At 71.6% G+C, this 13030-nt stretch carries 13 protein-coding genes and 2 pseudogenes; 9 read left to right on the top strand and 6 right to left on the bottom strand.

Features of this window, described 5'->3' with window-relative positions:
• Positions 1-50: 50 nt before the first annotated feature.
• The 6 genes and pseudogenes from ACZ7DL_RS35710 to ACZ7DL_RS35685 all read left to right on the top strand — a co-directional run bounded on the left by ACZ7DL_RS35710 (position 51) and on the right by ACZ7DL_RS35685 (position 3992).
• Positions 51-545 (top strand): SRPBCC family protein, encoded by a 495-nt coding sequence (locus ACZ7DL_RS35710; protein WP_470780739.1) that lies wholly within the window; start codon positions 51-53, stop codon positions 543-545.
• Complete coding sequence (locus tag ACZ7DL_RS35705) at positions 538-2157, top strand: phytoene desaturase family protein (protein WP_470780737.1); 1620 nt, start codon at positions 538-540, stop codon at positions 2155-2157. Before ACZ7DL_RS35710 ends, ACZ7DL_RS35705 begins: the two co-directional genes overlap by 8 nt.
• Before the next feature lie 116 nt (positions 2158-2273).
• A complete protein-coding gene (locus ACZ7DL_RS35700; RefSeq protein ID WP_470780736.1) occupies positions 2274-2726 on the top strand; it encodes a hypothetical protein in 453 nt (150 codons plus the stop codon).
• A gap of 76 nt (positions 2727-2802) precedes the next feature.
• Positions 2803-3257 (top strand): annotated as a pseudogene (locus tag ACZ7DL_RS35695) (SDR family NAD(P)-dependent oxidoreductase); the annotation flags it as partial.
• Positions 3182-3646 (top strand): annotated as a pseudogene (locus tag ACZ7DL_RS35690) (MSMEG_6728 family protein); the annotation flags it as partial. The pseudogenes ACZ7DL_RS35695 and ACZ7DL_RS35690, both read left to right, overlap by 76 nt.
• Positions 3647-3746: 100 nt before the next feature.
• Positions 3747-3992 (top strand): hypothetical protein, encoded by a 246-nt coding sequence (locus ACZ7DL_RS35685; RefSeq protein WP_470780735.1) that lies wholly within the window; start codon positions 3747-3749, stop codon positions 3990-3992.
• A 318-nt stretch (positions 3993-4310) separates the two neighbouring features.
• Here ACZ7DL_RS35685 and ACZ7DL_RS35680 read toward each other — a convergent pair whose 3' ends face one another.
• The 5 genes from ACZ7DL_RS35680 to ACZ7DL_RS35660 form a co-directional block, all read right to left on the bottom strand.
• Positions 4311-4484 (bottom strand): hypothetical protein, encoded by a 174-nt coding sequence (locus ACZ7DL_RS35680; RefSeq protein WP_470780734.1) that lies wholly within the window; start codon positions 4482-4484, stop codon positions 4311-4313.
• A gap of 25 nt (positions 4485-4509) precedes the next feature.
• Positions 4510-4866 (bottom strand): PRC-barrel domain-containing protein, encoded by a 357-nt coding sequence (locus tag ACZ7DL_RS35675; RefSeq protein WP_470780732.1) that lies wholly within the window; start codon positions 4864-4866, stop codon positions 4510-4512.
• A gap of 67 nt (positions 4867-4933) precedes the next feature.
• Positions 4934-6154: a spore photoproduct lyase family protein gene (locus ACZ7DL_RS35670; protein WP_470780730.1), complete on the bottom strand. Its 1221-nt coding sequence runs from the start codon at positions 6152-6154 to the stop codon at positions 4934-4936.
• A 19-nt stretch (positions 6155-6173) separates the two neighbouring features.
• Complete coding sequence (locus ACZ7DL_RS35665; protein ID WP_470780728.1) at positions 6174-6323, bottom strand: hypothetical protein; 150 nt, start codon at positions 6321-6323, stop codon at positions 6174-6176.
• A gap of 6 nt (positions 6324-6329) precedes the next feature.
• Positions 6330-6566, bottom strand: a complete 237-nt coding sequence (locus tag ACZ7DL_RS35660; protein WP_470780726.1) for a hypervirulence associated TUDOR domain-containing protein — start codon at positions 6564-6566, stop codon at positions 6330-6332.
• A 269-nt stretch (positions 6567-6835) separates the two neighbouring features.
• Here ACZ7DL_RS35660 and ACZ7DL_RS35655 point away from each other — a divergent pair, with 269 nt between their 5' ends.
• The 3 genes from ACZ7DL_RS35655 (at position 6836) to ACZ7DL_RS35645 (ending at position 12191) form a co-directional block, all read left to right on the top strand.
• Complete coding sequence (locus tag ACZ7DL_RS35655) at positions 6836-8026, top strand: carboxylate-amine ligase (RefSeq protein ID WP_470780725.1); 1191 nt, start codon at positions 6836-6838, stop codon at positions 8024-8026.
• Between the two features lie 185 nt (positions 8027-8211).
• Positions 8212-9993, top strand: a complete 1782-nt coding sequence (locus tag ACZ7DL_RS35650) for an N-acetylglutaminylglutamine amidotransferase (RefSeq protein ID WP_470780724.1) — start codon at positions 8212-8214, stop codon at positions 9991-9993.
• The gene (locus ACZ7DL_RS35645) at positions 9969-12191 is read left to right on the top strand and encodes a S9 family peptidase (protein WP_470780722.1); all 2223 of its coding nucleotides are present in this window, start codon (positions 9969-9971) and stop codon (positions 12189-12191) included. Before ACZ7DL_RS35650 ends, ACZ7DL_RS35645 begins: the two co-directional genes overlap by 25 nt.
• 122 nt (positions 12192-12313) lie before the next feature.
• Here the strand turns inward: ACZ7DL_RS35645 and ACZ7DL_RS35640 are convergent, their stop codons facing one another.
• Positions 12314-13015, bottom strand: coding sequence for an NPCBM/NEW2 domain-containing protein (locus ACZ7DL_RS35640; protein ID WP_470780720.1), 702 nt, complete (start codon positions 13013-13015; stop codon positions 12314-12316).
• Positions 13016-13030 lie beyond the last annotated feature (15 nt).

Here is a 13030-nt window from a genome sequence, read left to right as displayed (position 1 = left end):
CGGCGGGCACCCGGAGACACCCATCGGCACTTCATGTCCTGGAGGCACCCATGGCGGTCCGGCATCGTGTGATCAAGGCGGAACCCGCCGCGGTCTGGGAAGTCCTCGCCGACGGCCATCGGTACGCCGAGTGGGTGGTCGGCACCGGCACCTCCCGGCCGAAGCAGGGTCAGTGGCCGCAGAAGGACGCGTCCATCGCGTACGAGATCCGGCTGGGCCCGCTCCGGCTCGCCAACGAGACGGTCGTACGGCACTGCCAGGAGCGGTCCCGCCTGGAACTGGAGATCATCGCGGGATTCCTCGGCACGGCCCGTTTCTCGATCGAGCTGCGCGAGTGGGGTGAGCACTGCCTGATCATCGTGGACGAGCATCCGCTCCAGGGGCCCGGGGCCGCGCTCCACAACGTCGGTGTCGAGGCGCTGATCCAGATACGCCACCGCTCCATGCTCGCCCGGCTCGCCCGGTGCTGCGAGGGCGGACCGAGCGGACGCCGCGAGCCGTCCGCGGGGCAGGGGCACACCGCGGCAGGGGCCGGCCGTGCCTGACGCCGTGGTGATCGGGGCCGGACCCAACGGACTCGTGGCCGCCAATCTCCTGGCGGACGCCGGATGGAGCGTCCAGGTGCTCGAAGAACAACCGGAGCCGGGCGGCGCGGTCCGTCACGACCGAGGGGTCCATCCCGACTTCGTCAACGATCTCTTCAGCTCCTTCTACCCCCTGGCCGCCGCGTCCCCCGTACTCTCCGCGCTCCGCCTGGAGGACCACGGGCTGCGCTGGAGCCACGCGCCACGCGTGCTCGCCCATCCACTCACCGACGGCCGGTGTGCCGTGCTGGACCGGAGGATCGATGTCACGGCCGCGTCCGCCGAGGCGTTCGCACCCGGTGACGGAGCGGCCTGGCGGCGTCTGTTCGAGCTGTGGCAGACGCTGCGTCCGGGCTTGCTCAGTGCCTTGTTCACGCCGTTCCCGCCGGTCAGGGCGTCGGTGCGGCTGCTGCGGACGCTGCACGCGGCGGGCGGCCTGCGCACCACCCGCTCGCTGGTCCTGCCGGTGCGCCGGATGGGGGAGGAGGAGTTCCGTGGCGAGGGCGGCCGGCTGCTGCTGGCGGGCAACGCCCTGCACGCCGATCTCGCTCCCGAGTCGGCGGGCAGCGGCGGCTTCGGCTGGCTGATGTCGATGCTGGGGCAGACGTACGGTTTCCCGGTGCCGGTCGGCGGTTCCGGCGCGCTGACCGAGGCCCTGGTCCGGCGGCTGCGCCGGCGCGGAGGAGAGCTCCGCTGCGGGGAACAGGTGCAGCGCGTCGTGATCAGCGGCAACCGTGCCGTGGGGGTGCGGACCGCCGCCGGCGAGATGGTGCCTGCGCGACGAGCCGTACTCGCCGATGTGGCCGTGCCCGTCCTCTACCGGGAACTGGTCGGTGCCGAGCACCTGCCCGCACAGTTGCTGGCGGACCTGCGGCGTTTCCAGTGGGACTTCGCCACCTTCAAGGTGGACTGGGCGCTGGACGGCCCGGTGCCGTGGCAGGCCGAGCAGGCCCGCCGGGCCGGGACCGTCCACCTGGCCGACGGCGTGGACGAGCTGACCCGCTTCGCCGCGCAGATCGCCATGCACCAGGTGCCCGACCGGCCCTTCCTGCTGTTCGGGCAGATGACCCTCGCGGACCCCTCGCGATCCCCCGCGGGCACCGAGGCAGCCTGGGCGTACACCCATGTCCCGCACGATGTCCGGGCGGACGCCGGTGACGAGGGCATCGGGGGCGACTGGGGCCCGGCGGATCAGGAGCGCATGGCGGACCGCGTGGAACGGCAGGTGGAGCGCTTCGCGCCGGGCTTCCGCTCTCTGGTCCGGGCCCGGCGTGTGCTCGCGCCGCCCACCCTCCAGGCACTCGACGCCAACCTCTCGGGCGGTGCCCTCAACGGAGGCACGACCGCCCTCCATCAGCAGTTCGTCTTCCGCCCCGTGCCCGGCACCGGACGGCCGGAGACCCCGGTGGCGGGCCTCTTCCTCGCCTCCGCCGGAGCCCACCCCGGCGGAGGCGTGCACGGCGCGCCCGGCGCCAACGCCGCACGCGCCGCACTGCGCGCCCGCCGGGCCCCCGGCCTCGCCGGCGCCCAGCGCGTCCTCACCCGCCGGGACCGCACCGGACGCAAGCACTGATCAGAGGTCCGGCCGGGCCGCATGCGGTCAGACGTCCGGCCGAGGTGCATCCGGTCATCCGGTGCGACCCGAAGAGGTGCACAGACGGTATCCGGCCACAGCCTCCAGGGAGTGCCATGAACGCGTACGAGGACGGGCCCGACGCCCGGCACCGCCGTCCCGAGGGTGTCGACGACCTGACCGTGGAGGCCCTCGGATCTCTGTCCAAGGCACTGGAGACCATCGAGCGCGCCCGCGGCCATCTGTACAGCTTTCACCAGCTCACCGGCGGTGCCGACCTGGAACTGGACCGGACGGTACGGCTGCTGCGCGAGGCCGGGCACCGCGAGTGGGCGGACAAGGTCGAGGCCGAGATCCTCGGCCGCAACGTCATCCCGGGGCACTGGACGTTCCAGATCGTCGAGGCCTACGACGACACCTACTACCGGCCGTTCTGCGAGCTGGAACGCAGTGCCGTGACCGAACTCGCCCAGGGCCGGGACCACCTGTACGAGGCCGAGATGAAGGAGGCGCGCCGCACCCCCGGACGCCCCGGCCACACGGCGCGTCCCCCGGCCACCGAGGCCTGACCCGCGCCCCGAACCCGAGCGCGTCGAGCGCCTCCGCACACGTATCGAGCGCCCCCGCACAGAAAGGGGAGAGCCCGTGGGAAGCAGTCCCCTGCGAGACCGGACCGTCGTGGTGACAGGTGCCGCACGTGGCCTGGGCGCGGCACTCGCCTGCGAAGTGGCCCGGCGGGGAGCGCGGCCGGTGCTCCTCGGGCACGAGAAGGATCTGCTGGAGGAGCTGGCCGCGCGGATGCCGGTGCGGGCACTGGCGGTCGAGGCGGACGCCGACCTGCACGCCCTTCGGCGGGCCGCGCGTGAGGTACGCCGGAGTCTGGGTCCTGCCTCGGTCGTGATCGCCAACGCCGGTGTCGCGGAGGGCGGCCCGCTCGCCGCCACGGACCCGGCCGCCTGGCGCCGGGTCATCGACGTCAATCTGACCGGCAGCGCCAGACCGCACGGGTCTTCCTGCCGGATCTATGGGCCACGTCCGGCTACTACCTCCAGATCGCCTCACTCGCGTCCTTCGGCGCCGCTCCGCTGATGAGCGCCTACTGGACCGTCGCCGGCTGGGCAAGCAGCGGGTCGAGGCGCTCCAGGTGCTGCGCGGTCTCACCGTCCCCGGATACGGCTGGCGCAGACATCCGGCCGTACGGATGTGGCGCGGCTACGAGGAGGCCCTGGTCCGCTACGGCCTGGAGATCTGCCGGGTGTGGCGGGAGCAGGGCCACCAGGACAGCTGCGCCGCGTCACTGGTCGCCGGATACGCCGCGTGCCGGCCGGGCGCGCACGTGCGCGACGAGTCCGCTCTCGCCGCCGCCGGGGAGTTGCCGCCGTGGCTCGTTGACGCGGCCTTCCACCGCAGCCACCAGTCCGCGCTGGTCCGCAAGGACCCGGAGACCTATGCGCACGCGTTCCCGGGCGTCCCCGACGATCTGCCCTATGACCCGGCCGCCCGGTGGGACGGGTGCCCTTCCGCGGTACCCGTTTGCCCCGGAGGAGCCAGGGAACCCGGGCGTGTCATGAGTGGATCGGAGGACGGCCATGACGGACCACACCGACGAGCCCGCCGACCGGTACGCCCGGGCCCGCGACGACGAGGAACCCGGAGCGCACTCGGGCGGTGAGAGCCAGGCTCGGGAGCGGACGATTCCGGGGACGGCGAGCGCCCGCGAGGGGTACCAGCCGGGACAGGGCACAGCGGCCGGCGAGCCGCTGCGCGGCGTCGATACGGAGAAGCAGGAGCGGCAGAACCGGCAAGGGGGCGATCACCAGGGTTCCGACCGGTAGACGTCACCCGGTGCGAGACGGCACGGCGCAGACGCGCGCCGGGTGGTACCGCCCGGCGCTCACCGAGAGATTGACGATGAGGTAGGCGTGGCAGTGCCTCCCCACGCCTCGTCCGTCCGCGAAGACCCGGTTGCCGTCCAGCCACCAGACCACGACGAGCGGCTGTAGTCGGGATCGGAGACCAGGTAGTCCAGCTTGTTGTCACCCGGATTGACCGGGCCGTTCACCGGCGGGGGGCCGGTCATGCGTCGACGCATCGGCGGGCCCATGGGCACATTCCTTCGATGTGCCCCCGTTTCGTGCCGCAGCCGGGGCCCGTCAGCGCATGACGCGGTGTTTCCTGCCGCCTCGGCGGAATCGTACGGCGGCATAGACGAGATCGGCGACGAGGACGACGACGCCGATGACCAGGAGATAGATCAGGCCATGGACGGCGACGCCGATGATGCCCAGGATGATGGCCACGAGGATCAGGAGCAGGAACAGGGTCATCGGATCTCCCGGTGACTGAGGTGGGTCAACGGCGGGCCAGGCGCCGCTCGCCACCGGCGCCCGGTGTGTAGGTCAACTCGTAGTGGGCGAAGACCTCCGGTTCCTCGGCGGCGGGCAGCTCCCCGTCGGTTTCGATCGATGGAGCCTTCTTGACCCGGTCCTTGCTGTGGACGACCTTCAGGTACCCCGGACCGACGGTCGCACCCGCGAGGGGCACGAACGCCAGACGGCGCCGGGTGGGCATGCCCACGGTCACCGTGGCGAAGAAGGGCTGGTCAGTGCTTGTGTCCACGTAGATCGACTCCAGCGTGCCGATCTTGTGACCGCCCGTGTCGACGACGTCGTGCCCTCGCCATTCGCGGATATCGGATGCCTCGAACATCGCAACCTCCTTTGCGGGGAGGTACCCAGGTGCAGGCCGGTGATGTGGCGGTGGGCGTCCGAAGCCCTCAGAAGGCGTAGCGGATGCGCAGCCAGGGAGCGTGGGCCGTCACGAGTCCGCGAAAGGTCTGCACGGCCTCGGCCTTGACCCGGTTGGTGTAGCGGACGTTCATCGCCCCGTTCTCGGAGCGTTTGCCCTGCTGGAGGGCGGGTTGCCACAGCACCTCCTCGGCACGGGGGTGCCAGCCGAGATTGACCTCGTGCAGGTCCCGGTTGTGGGTCAGCATGATCACTTCGCTCGCCGCCTGCCGTTTGACCCGGTCGGGCAGGACGTCGTCGAGATGCCGGAGGAGCTCCGCCCACGCTTCCTCCCAGCCGGGGCGCAGCACCACGGGGGAGAGGTTGAAGTGCACCTCGTAGCCGGCGTCCAGGAAGTCCGCCGCGGCGGCGATCCGGTCGCCCACCGGTGATGTCCGGATGTCCAGCAGCCGTGAGTCCGCCGCGGGCATCAGCGAGAAACGGATGCGGGTCCGGCCCCGCGGGTCCAGCGTCAGCAGATCGGGATTGACGAACTTGGTGGCGAACGACGCCTTCGCCGCGGGCCACTGGCGGAAGAACCGCACGAGGTCGGCGATGTTGTCGCTGATCAGCGCGTCCACCGAGCAGTCGCCGTTCTCCCCGATGTCGTAGACCCAGGCCGACTCGTCGCACTGGTTGGGTTCCGGTTTGCGGCCTTGGCGGGCGATGTGCCGTGCCAGGTGGGCGATGATGGCGTCGATGTTGGTGAAGACGGTGATGGGGTTGGCGTACCCCTTGCGGCGCGGCACGTAGCAGTAGGCGCAGGCCATGGCGCACCCGTTGGAGGCGCCGGGGGCGATCCAGTCGGCGGAGCGTCCGTTGGGCCGCGTGGTCAGCGTCTTGCGCTCACCCAGTACCAGCGTCTCCCCCTTCACGCGCACCCACCGCTCGACGTTGCCCTCGTTGCCGTGCAGTCCCGGGATGCGCCAGTGGGAGTCCACCTCGGTCACGTCCGCGTCCGGGAAGCGGGCGAGGATCTCACGGCCGCGCGCGGAGGCGGCGGCGGCGGGTTCCGCGTAGACGGTCCGCACGTGCAGGAGGCGGCGGGCCGCGGGTGAGTCGCGGAAGAGGGAGCGCTTCTCCGCACCGTGCGCGCTGGTGCCGGCGCCCTCGGCCGTGCCGCCCTCTGCCGGTGTCGCACCGGCGTCGAGCGCGTCCAGACCGAACAAGGCGTCGCCACCGCCTGCCGGTCCGGCGGAGGGGTACCTCATGTGTGCTCCGCTCGGGATGTCAGGGCTGGGGCGTCGTCCCACTGTAGGCATGCGGCCGCGGGTACGACCTCTCCTCCGTCGCCGGCCATTTCTCCAGCGTGGAGGGCGTCATGTTCACCGGCTCGCGGAAGGCGTCCCAGGTCTCGCGGTGCTGGTCGGTGTCGGCCACGCCGGTCTACTTCCTCTTCTTGAGGGCAGACGGCTTGTGCACGGCCGTACGGCCGGATTTGTCACTGCGCACCTCGTACTGCGGGTCGTCGGGCGAGGCATCCACAGTGCGTCCCGCCGCCTCGGTGCGCTCGGTGATCTTCTTCTCCACGGTGCCCGTGGTCTCGCTTCCGTGACTGCGCCATGCCACCTTGTCGCCCTTGGACGGCTGGTTCTGCCCCGACGAGTCCTTCGACTTCGCCATACCTGTCCTTCCGCTGTACCGAGGTCCGTCCGTGAGTCCCACCTTGCAGTGAGCGGGTGGGCGCTGCACCCGGAGGCAGCCTGTGGCCCACGGCGTGCGCGAGGCCCATTTTCTGGTTGCTCGTCTGTGATGCGGTTGCCTCGGTTGAGCGTCTCTGCTTAGCGGCGGGCTAGCTGGGAAGTCGGAGGTGCACAGCCTGCCGCCCACCGAACCGAGGGCGGCGCCGGGGCGAGGCAGCCAAGCGTCCCTCCGTCACCCTTAGGAGCGTCGTGACCGTTCGCATCGGAGTGGAAGAGGAGTTCCACATCGTCGAGGTGGAGACGGGCCTGCTCGTGCCACGAGCCGACTCGGTGCTGGAGAAGCTGCCCGGAGACACCTTCACGACCGAATTGCAGCAGGCGACCGTGGAGTCGAACAGCGGCGTGCACGCGTCGCTGGACGAGCTGTACGGCGACGTGACGAGCACCAGGCGCCGGCTCGATGCCGCGGCGACCAGTCACGGCCTGGCCGTGGTGTCCGCCGGAACGGTGCCCCTGGCCCGCGTGGCGGACATGCACCCCACGGCCGGCCGTCGCTACCGCCACATGGTCGACGAGTACCGCCTGATCGCCGACGAGCAGCTGATCTGCGGAACCCACGTCCACGTCGACGCTGCCGACCGCGACCTGGCCGTACGCGTCATGTGCGCGGTGTCGCCATGGCTGCATGTGCTGCTGGCCCTCTCCGCCAGCTCGCCTTTCTGGCTGGGTACCGACACCGGCTATGCCAGCTGGCGGACGATGGTGTGGCAGCGCTGGCCCACCGCGGGACCGGTCGGATGCTTCGCGAACGCCGCCGAGTACGACGCGGCCGTGCAGGGCCTGATCGACTCGGGCGTCATCAGTGACGCGGGCATGATCTACAACGACATACGGCCCTCGGCCCACCAGCCGACCCTCGAACTGCGCATCTGCGACGCCTGCCCGCGCGCGACGACGGTCGTGCTCGTCGCCGGGCTCTTCCGCGCCCTGGTGACCGAGGCCTGCGAACGGCTGGCAGGGACGGACGGCCCCGCCTGCGGTGGCCGGCACGAATGGCTGCGGGCCGCTGCCTGGCGGGCCGCGCGCTCCGGCCTGGAAGGACGCCTGGTCGATCCCCGTACCCGCCGGGAAGCCTCCGCGGCCCAGGTCGTCCGGGGCCTGCTGGGGCACGTCCGCCCGGCGCTGGAGGCCGCAGGGGACTGGGAGACCGTCCGGGACCTCGCGGAGAGGGCGCTCACGGACGGCAGCGCCGCCCACCGCATGCGCCGCACGGCGGCCGAGGAGGACCTTCTGGCCTGCACGGACCTGGCGATCGCGGAGACCCGAGGCGATCACCGGCGCCGCCGGCCCGCCGCGGGCCGCACCCCGCACGTCACCCCCGTCGGGCTGCCCACCGAGGACGCCCCCGGCTCCAGCCCGGCAGGGACCGCGGGCCGCTGACCCGGCCGGCAGGGACCGCGGGCCGCTGACGCGGGACCGACAACCCTGCCGACCCCCCGTATCTGCACTCGTTTCCGAAGGAGAAGCACCGCCATGTCCACCAACCCGGACCACATACCGGTGAACGGGTCGGCACACACCGCACCGCCGCGCCGCCCCGACACACACCGGGGAGGTGGTGCCTGATGTGCGGCCTGAGCGGAGAGATGCGCTTCGACGGCAGGCGGCCCGACCTGGCGGCCGTGGCCCGCATGAGCGACCGGCTCGCCGCCCGCGGCCCCGACGGCCACGGGGTCTGGTCCCGAGGTGCCGTGGCACTGGGACACCGCCGCTTGAAGATCATCGATCTCTCCGAGCGCGGGGCTCAGCCGATGACGGACGCCGAGCAGGAGATCACCGGCGTCTTCAACGGGTGCATCTACAACTACGAGGAGCTGCGCACCGAGCTGAAGGCCCTCGGCCACCGCTTCCGCTCCACCTCCGACACCGAGGTCGTCCTCAAGGCGTACCAGCAGTGGGGCACCGCCTGCGTCGACCGCTTCCTCGGCATGTTCGCCTTCGCCCTCGTCGAGCACCGCACCGGCCGTCTGATCCTGGGACGCGACCGGCTCGGCATCAAACCCCTGTATCTGGCACAGAGCCCCGGACGGCTGCGCTTCGCCTCGTCCCTTCCCGCCCTCCTCGCGGGCGGGGACATCGACACCTCGCTGGATCCGGTCGCCGTCCACCAGTACCTCAGCTGGCACGCGACCGTGGCCGCACCGCGCACCGTCCTGGCCGGGGTCCGCAAGCTCCCGCAGGCCACCGTGCGGGTCGTCGAACCGGACGGCACGTACCAGGAGCACTGCTACTGGCAGCCGTCGTACACGCGCCGTCCCGAGCACGCGGGCATGAGCGCGAGCGAATGGCGGGACGCGGTGCTCGACGCGCTGCGCACCGCCGTACGCCGGCGGATGGTCGCCGATGTGCCCGTCGGAGTCCTGCTCTCGGGCGGCCTGGATTCCAGTCTGATCGTGGCCCTCCTGGCCGACGAGGGGCAGCGGGACCTGGCGACGTTCAGCGTGGGTTTCGAGTCCGAGGGCGGCGACGACGGAGACGAGTTCGCGTACTCCGACCTGATCGCCACGCAGTTCGCCACCGATCACCACCAGCTGGTGGTTCCCTCGGAGCGGGTGTCCACGGCTCTGGACGCGGCGGTCGCGGCGATGAGCGAGCCGATGATGAGCCACGACGTGGTCGCGTTCCATCTGCTGTCCGAGCAGGTGGCCAGGAACGTCAAGGTCGTCCAGAGCGGCCAGGGCGCGGACGAGGTCTTCGCCGGCTATCACTGGTACCCGCGACTGGCCTCCGTCGCCCGCGAGGAAGAACCCGGCAGGTACGCCGACACCTACTTCGATCGGTCGCACGCCGACCTCGCCGCGATGCTCCAGCCGCACATGCTGCCGCCGGACGACGTCTCCGGCCGGTTCGTCCGGGAGCACATGGCGGCGCCGGGCGCCGAGACCGCACTCGACGCGGCCCTGCGGCTCGACACCCACGTCATGCTCGTGGACGATCCGGTGAAACGGGTCGACAACATGACCATGGACTGGGGCCTTGAGGCCCGGGTGCCCTTCCTGGACCATGAACTCGTGGAGCTGGCAGCCGCCTGTCCGCCCGAGCTGAAGCTGGCCGACGGCGGCAAGGGCGTCCTGAAGGAAGCCGGCCGCAAGCTGCTGCCCCACGAGGTGGTCGACCGCCCCAAGGGCTACTTCCCGGTGCCCGCGATCACCCACATGGCCGGACCCGTCCTGGAACGGGTGCGCGAGGCGCTCACCGCCCCCGAGGCCAAGCGGCGCGGCCTCTTCAAGGACGCCTACCTCGACCGACTCCTGGCGGCCCCCGACCGACACCGCACCAAGCGCGGAGCCAACGCGCTGTGGCAAGTGGCTTTGCTGGAGATATGGCTGCAGACGCACGGAATCTGACCGAGGAGCGCACCGCGGAGGCTGCGGCCGGCCCGGTCGCCACCGATGCCGCGCAGCCCGTGGCCGCGCACCCGACACGCCGGGCCGACCGGGTTCCGTCGGCCCCGGACGGCGGTGCCCCGGCCTTCGCCGCCCCCGCCCGCATCCCGCTGCCGGACACCGCCGAGCCGCGCGACGCGACGACGCGGCTCATCGCGCACGGCTGCTGGTACCCCTCGGCCGACCCCGCGGGCGTCCAGGTGGCCTTCATCTGCGACCGCGGCGGTGTCCCCCAGCTGTGGGTGGGGCCGGCCGACGGCGACGAGGTGCATCTGCTCGACGCCGAACCGGACCCCGTGCAGGAGGTGTCCTGGTCGCCCGACGGTCGCTGGATCGCCTACACCACGGCCCCCGGTGGCGGTGAACACACACGGGTGCTGTGCGTACGCCCGGACGGCACCGACCGGCACATCCTCGCCGGAGCCGAGCCGGGCAGCTCGGCCTACCTGGGCTGCTGGGCGCACGACGGATCGGCCGTCGCGGTCACCGTGGCGGTACCCACCGCCCCACTCGCACCGCAGAACGCCGAGACGGAACCCGGTCCGGCCGACTGGCTGCGCCGGAACGGCGATGCCGTGCTCCTCGGCGCGGCACCCCATACGGACCGCGGGCTCCCCTTGCCCTCACCTCCCGTGGCCGCCGGCCTGACGGCTGCCGGCGGCCCGCAGGACCGGCACACCGCCCCGACGGCCGGCTTCGGCGACGGACTGTCGGCCTATCTGATCGACCCCGACGGTGTGGCCGCCCCCGTTCTCCTCGCCGCCGAGAAGGACTCGGCGACCCTCCGCGTGTGCGATCTCAGCCGCGACGGAGGACTGGCACTGTTGCGCCGGGGGCCCCGGGGACGGCGCGAGGCGGTGGTGATGCGCACCACCGACCGCGCGACGACCTGTGTGGTGCCCGTGGCCGACGGCGACCCGTGGATCGGCAGGTTCTCACCCCGCGCGGACACCCTCTGGCTGCGCAGCGACGCCCACCGGGAGTTCGCCGTCCTGCTCGCCGCCGCACTCGACCCGGAAGGGCAGCCGCGCGGCTGGTCGGTCACGGCCGAGCGCGCGGACAGCGACCTGGAGCTGCTGCACATGGCCCACGACGGCGGGGCCGCCGTGCTCGCCTGGAACGCCCGGGGCGTGAGCGAGGTGGAGGTCTGCGACATCGACCCGTCCGGTACGGTCGAACCCGCCACCGGTCCGCCCCGGCAGGTGCCCCTGCCGCACGAAGTGGTCACCCGCATCGTGGACGCCGGTCCGCGACGGCTGGTGCTGGCCCTGTCCGGGTCCCAGCGCCGGCCCGGCGTGTGGTGGCTCCCCGAGGGCGTGGCGCTCGTGCGCACCCCGTGGTCGTCCCGGGACGAGGACTCCGTCCCACCGGGCCGCCCACCCGTGCGTCCGGTCCAGCTGAGTCTGACCGCACGCGACGGGCTGCCGTTGCACGGCTGGTACTACCGTGCTCCGGGGCGCGGTCCCGGCGAACCGGCGCCCTGCGTGATCCATCTGCACGGCGGACCGGAGGAACAGGAACGGCCCGTCCTCAACCCGCTGTACCACGAGATCCTGGGGCGCGGTGTGGACATCTTCGCCCCCGACGTCCGCGGATCGTCCGGATACGGCAGGTCGTTCGTCGACGCGGACCTGGGCAGGGGCCGGTTCGGCGCGCTCGACGACGTGGCCGACTGCGTGGCCCACGCGGTGCTGGCGGGCCCCGCCGATCCCGCACGGCTGGCCGTCATGGGCCGCTCCTACGGCGGCTATCTCACGTTCGCCTCCCTGGTCTGGCACCCGGATCTCTTCCGCACGGGGGTGGCGGTCTGCGGCATGTCGGACTTCGCGACGTTCTTCGAGGGCACCGAGCCGTGGATCGCCCAGTCGGCGGCCCACAAGTACGGCCACCCCGAACGCGACCGTGAACTGCTGCACGCGCTCTCGCCGATGAGCCGTATCGACGCGCTGCGCGCGCCCGTGCTCGCCGTGCACGGGGAGCACGACACGAATGTGCCGCCGGGGGAGTCGGAGCAGTTCGTACGGGCCGCCCGCGAACGGGGCCTGACCGCCGAACTGCTCACGCTGCGCGACGAGGGCCACGAGTTCCTCCGCGCCGACAACCGCCGGCTGTTCCGCCGTGCCGCCGCCGACTGGTTGCAACGGCACCTGAACGGCTGACCGGCCGTCAGGCCGGCTCGGCGACCGCCGTCCGCGTGGTCGTCTCGAAGACCTTGACCGGGGCGTCGCGGAACGTGCCCATCGTGGGCGCCCTCCCGACGCACGGAAGCGCAGCGCCGATGTCAGGACCTCAGCACAGCATCCGCCAGCGCGACGATGACTCCGTCGGCGTTGCAGGAAGAGCTGTCGCCGAACTCGGGGTCGATGCCGAGCTTGATGACGCCCGAGACGTCCACCGTCACGTTCTGGGGATGGTTGATCTCCAGCATGACGTTCTTGCGAACCTTTCCGTCGCCTACGATCGACAACTTGCCGGGCTCGGCCACCCCGTTGTCGTCGAGCCCCACGATGAGAGTGAGCGTCTTGTAACGCTGATTGATGCTGTACTCAAAACCTGACAAACAGGGGTAATTGATAACCATGGCGTTGGAGTAGGACTTTCCCCCCAACGTTACGGTTTGTATCTTGAAGTGTTCGTCCGGGAAAGAGCCGAGGGGTGTGAGGTCGCGTAGAGCGACTTCACCGGACGGTAGTGGGGCCGGGCTGGACGGCTGCGATGTGGCTTCGGCATCTGATCCACGCGGCGATGCCGTGACGGTGGCGGTGACGGTCGTGGTGGTCGTCACGGTCTTGGCCGTAGGGGAGTTGACCAGGGTAGGCAACCCGAAGAAGCCGAGCAGCAGACCGATGACAGCGGTGACGGCCGAGACGAGAGCCGCGATCTCGCCCAGACGCCGTGGTGCCGGCGGCTGCGGCACGGGGCTCGGCGGCGGCCGTAACGGCAGCGGTGGCACCCCGTCATCGGGCGGCGTTGCTCCAGACATGAAACGTCCCTCCCC

This window comes from Streptomyces sp. NPDC036984, from assembly GCF_055607665.1.
Note: the sequence above shows the minus strand (reverse complement) of the source record. Positions and strands in the feature narration are given on the sequence as shown.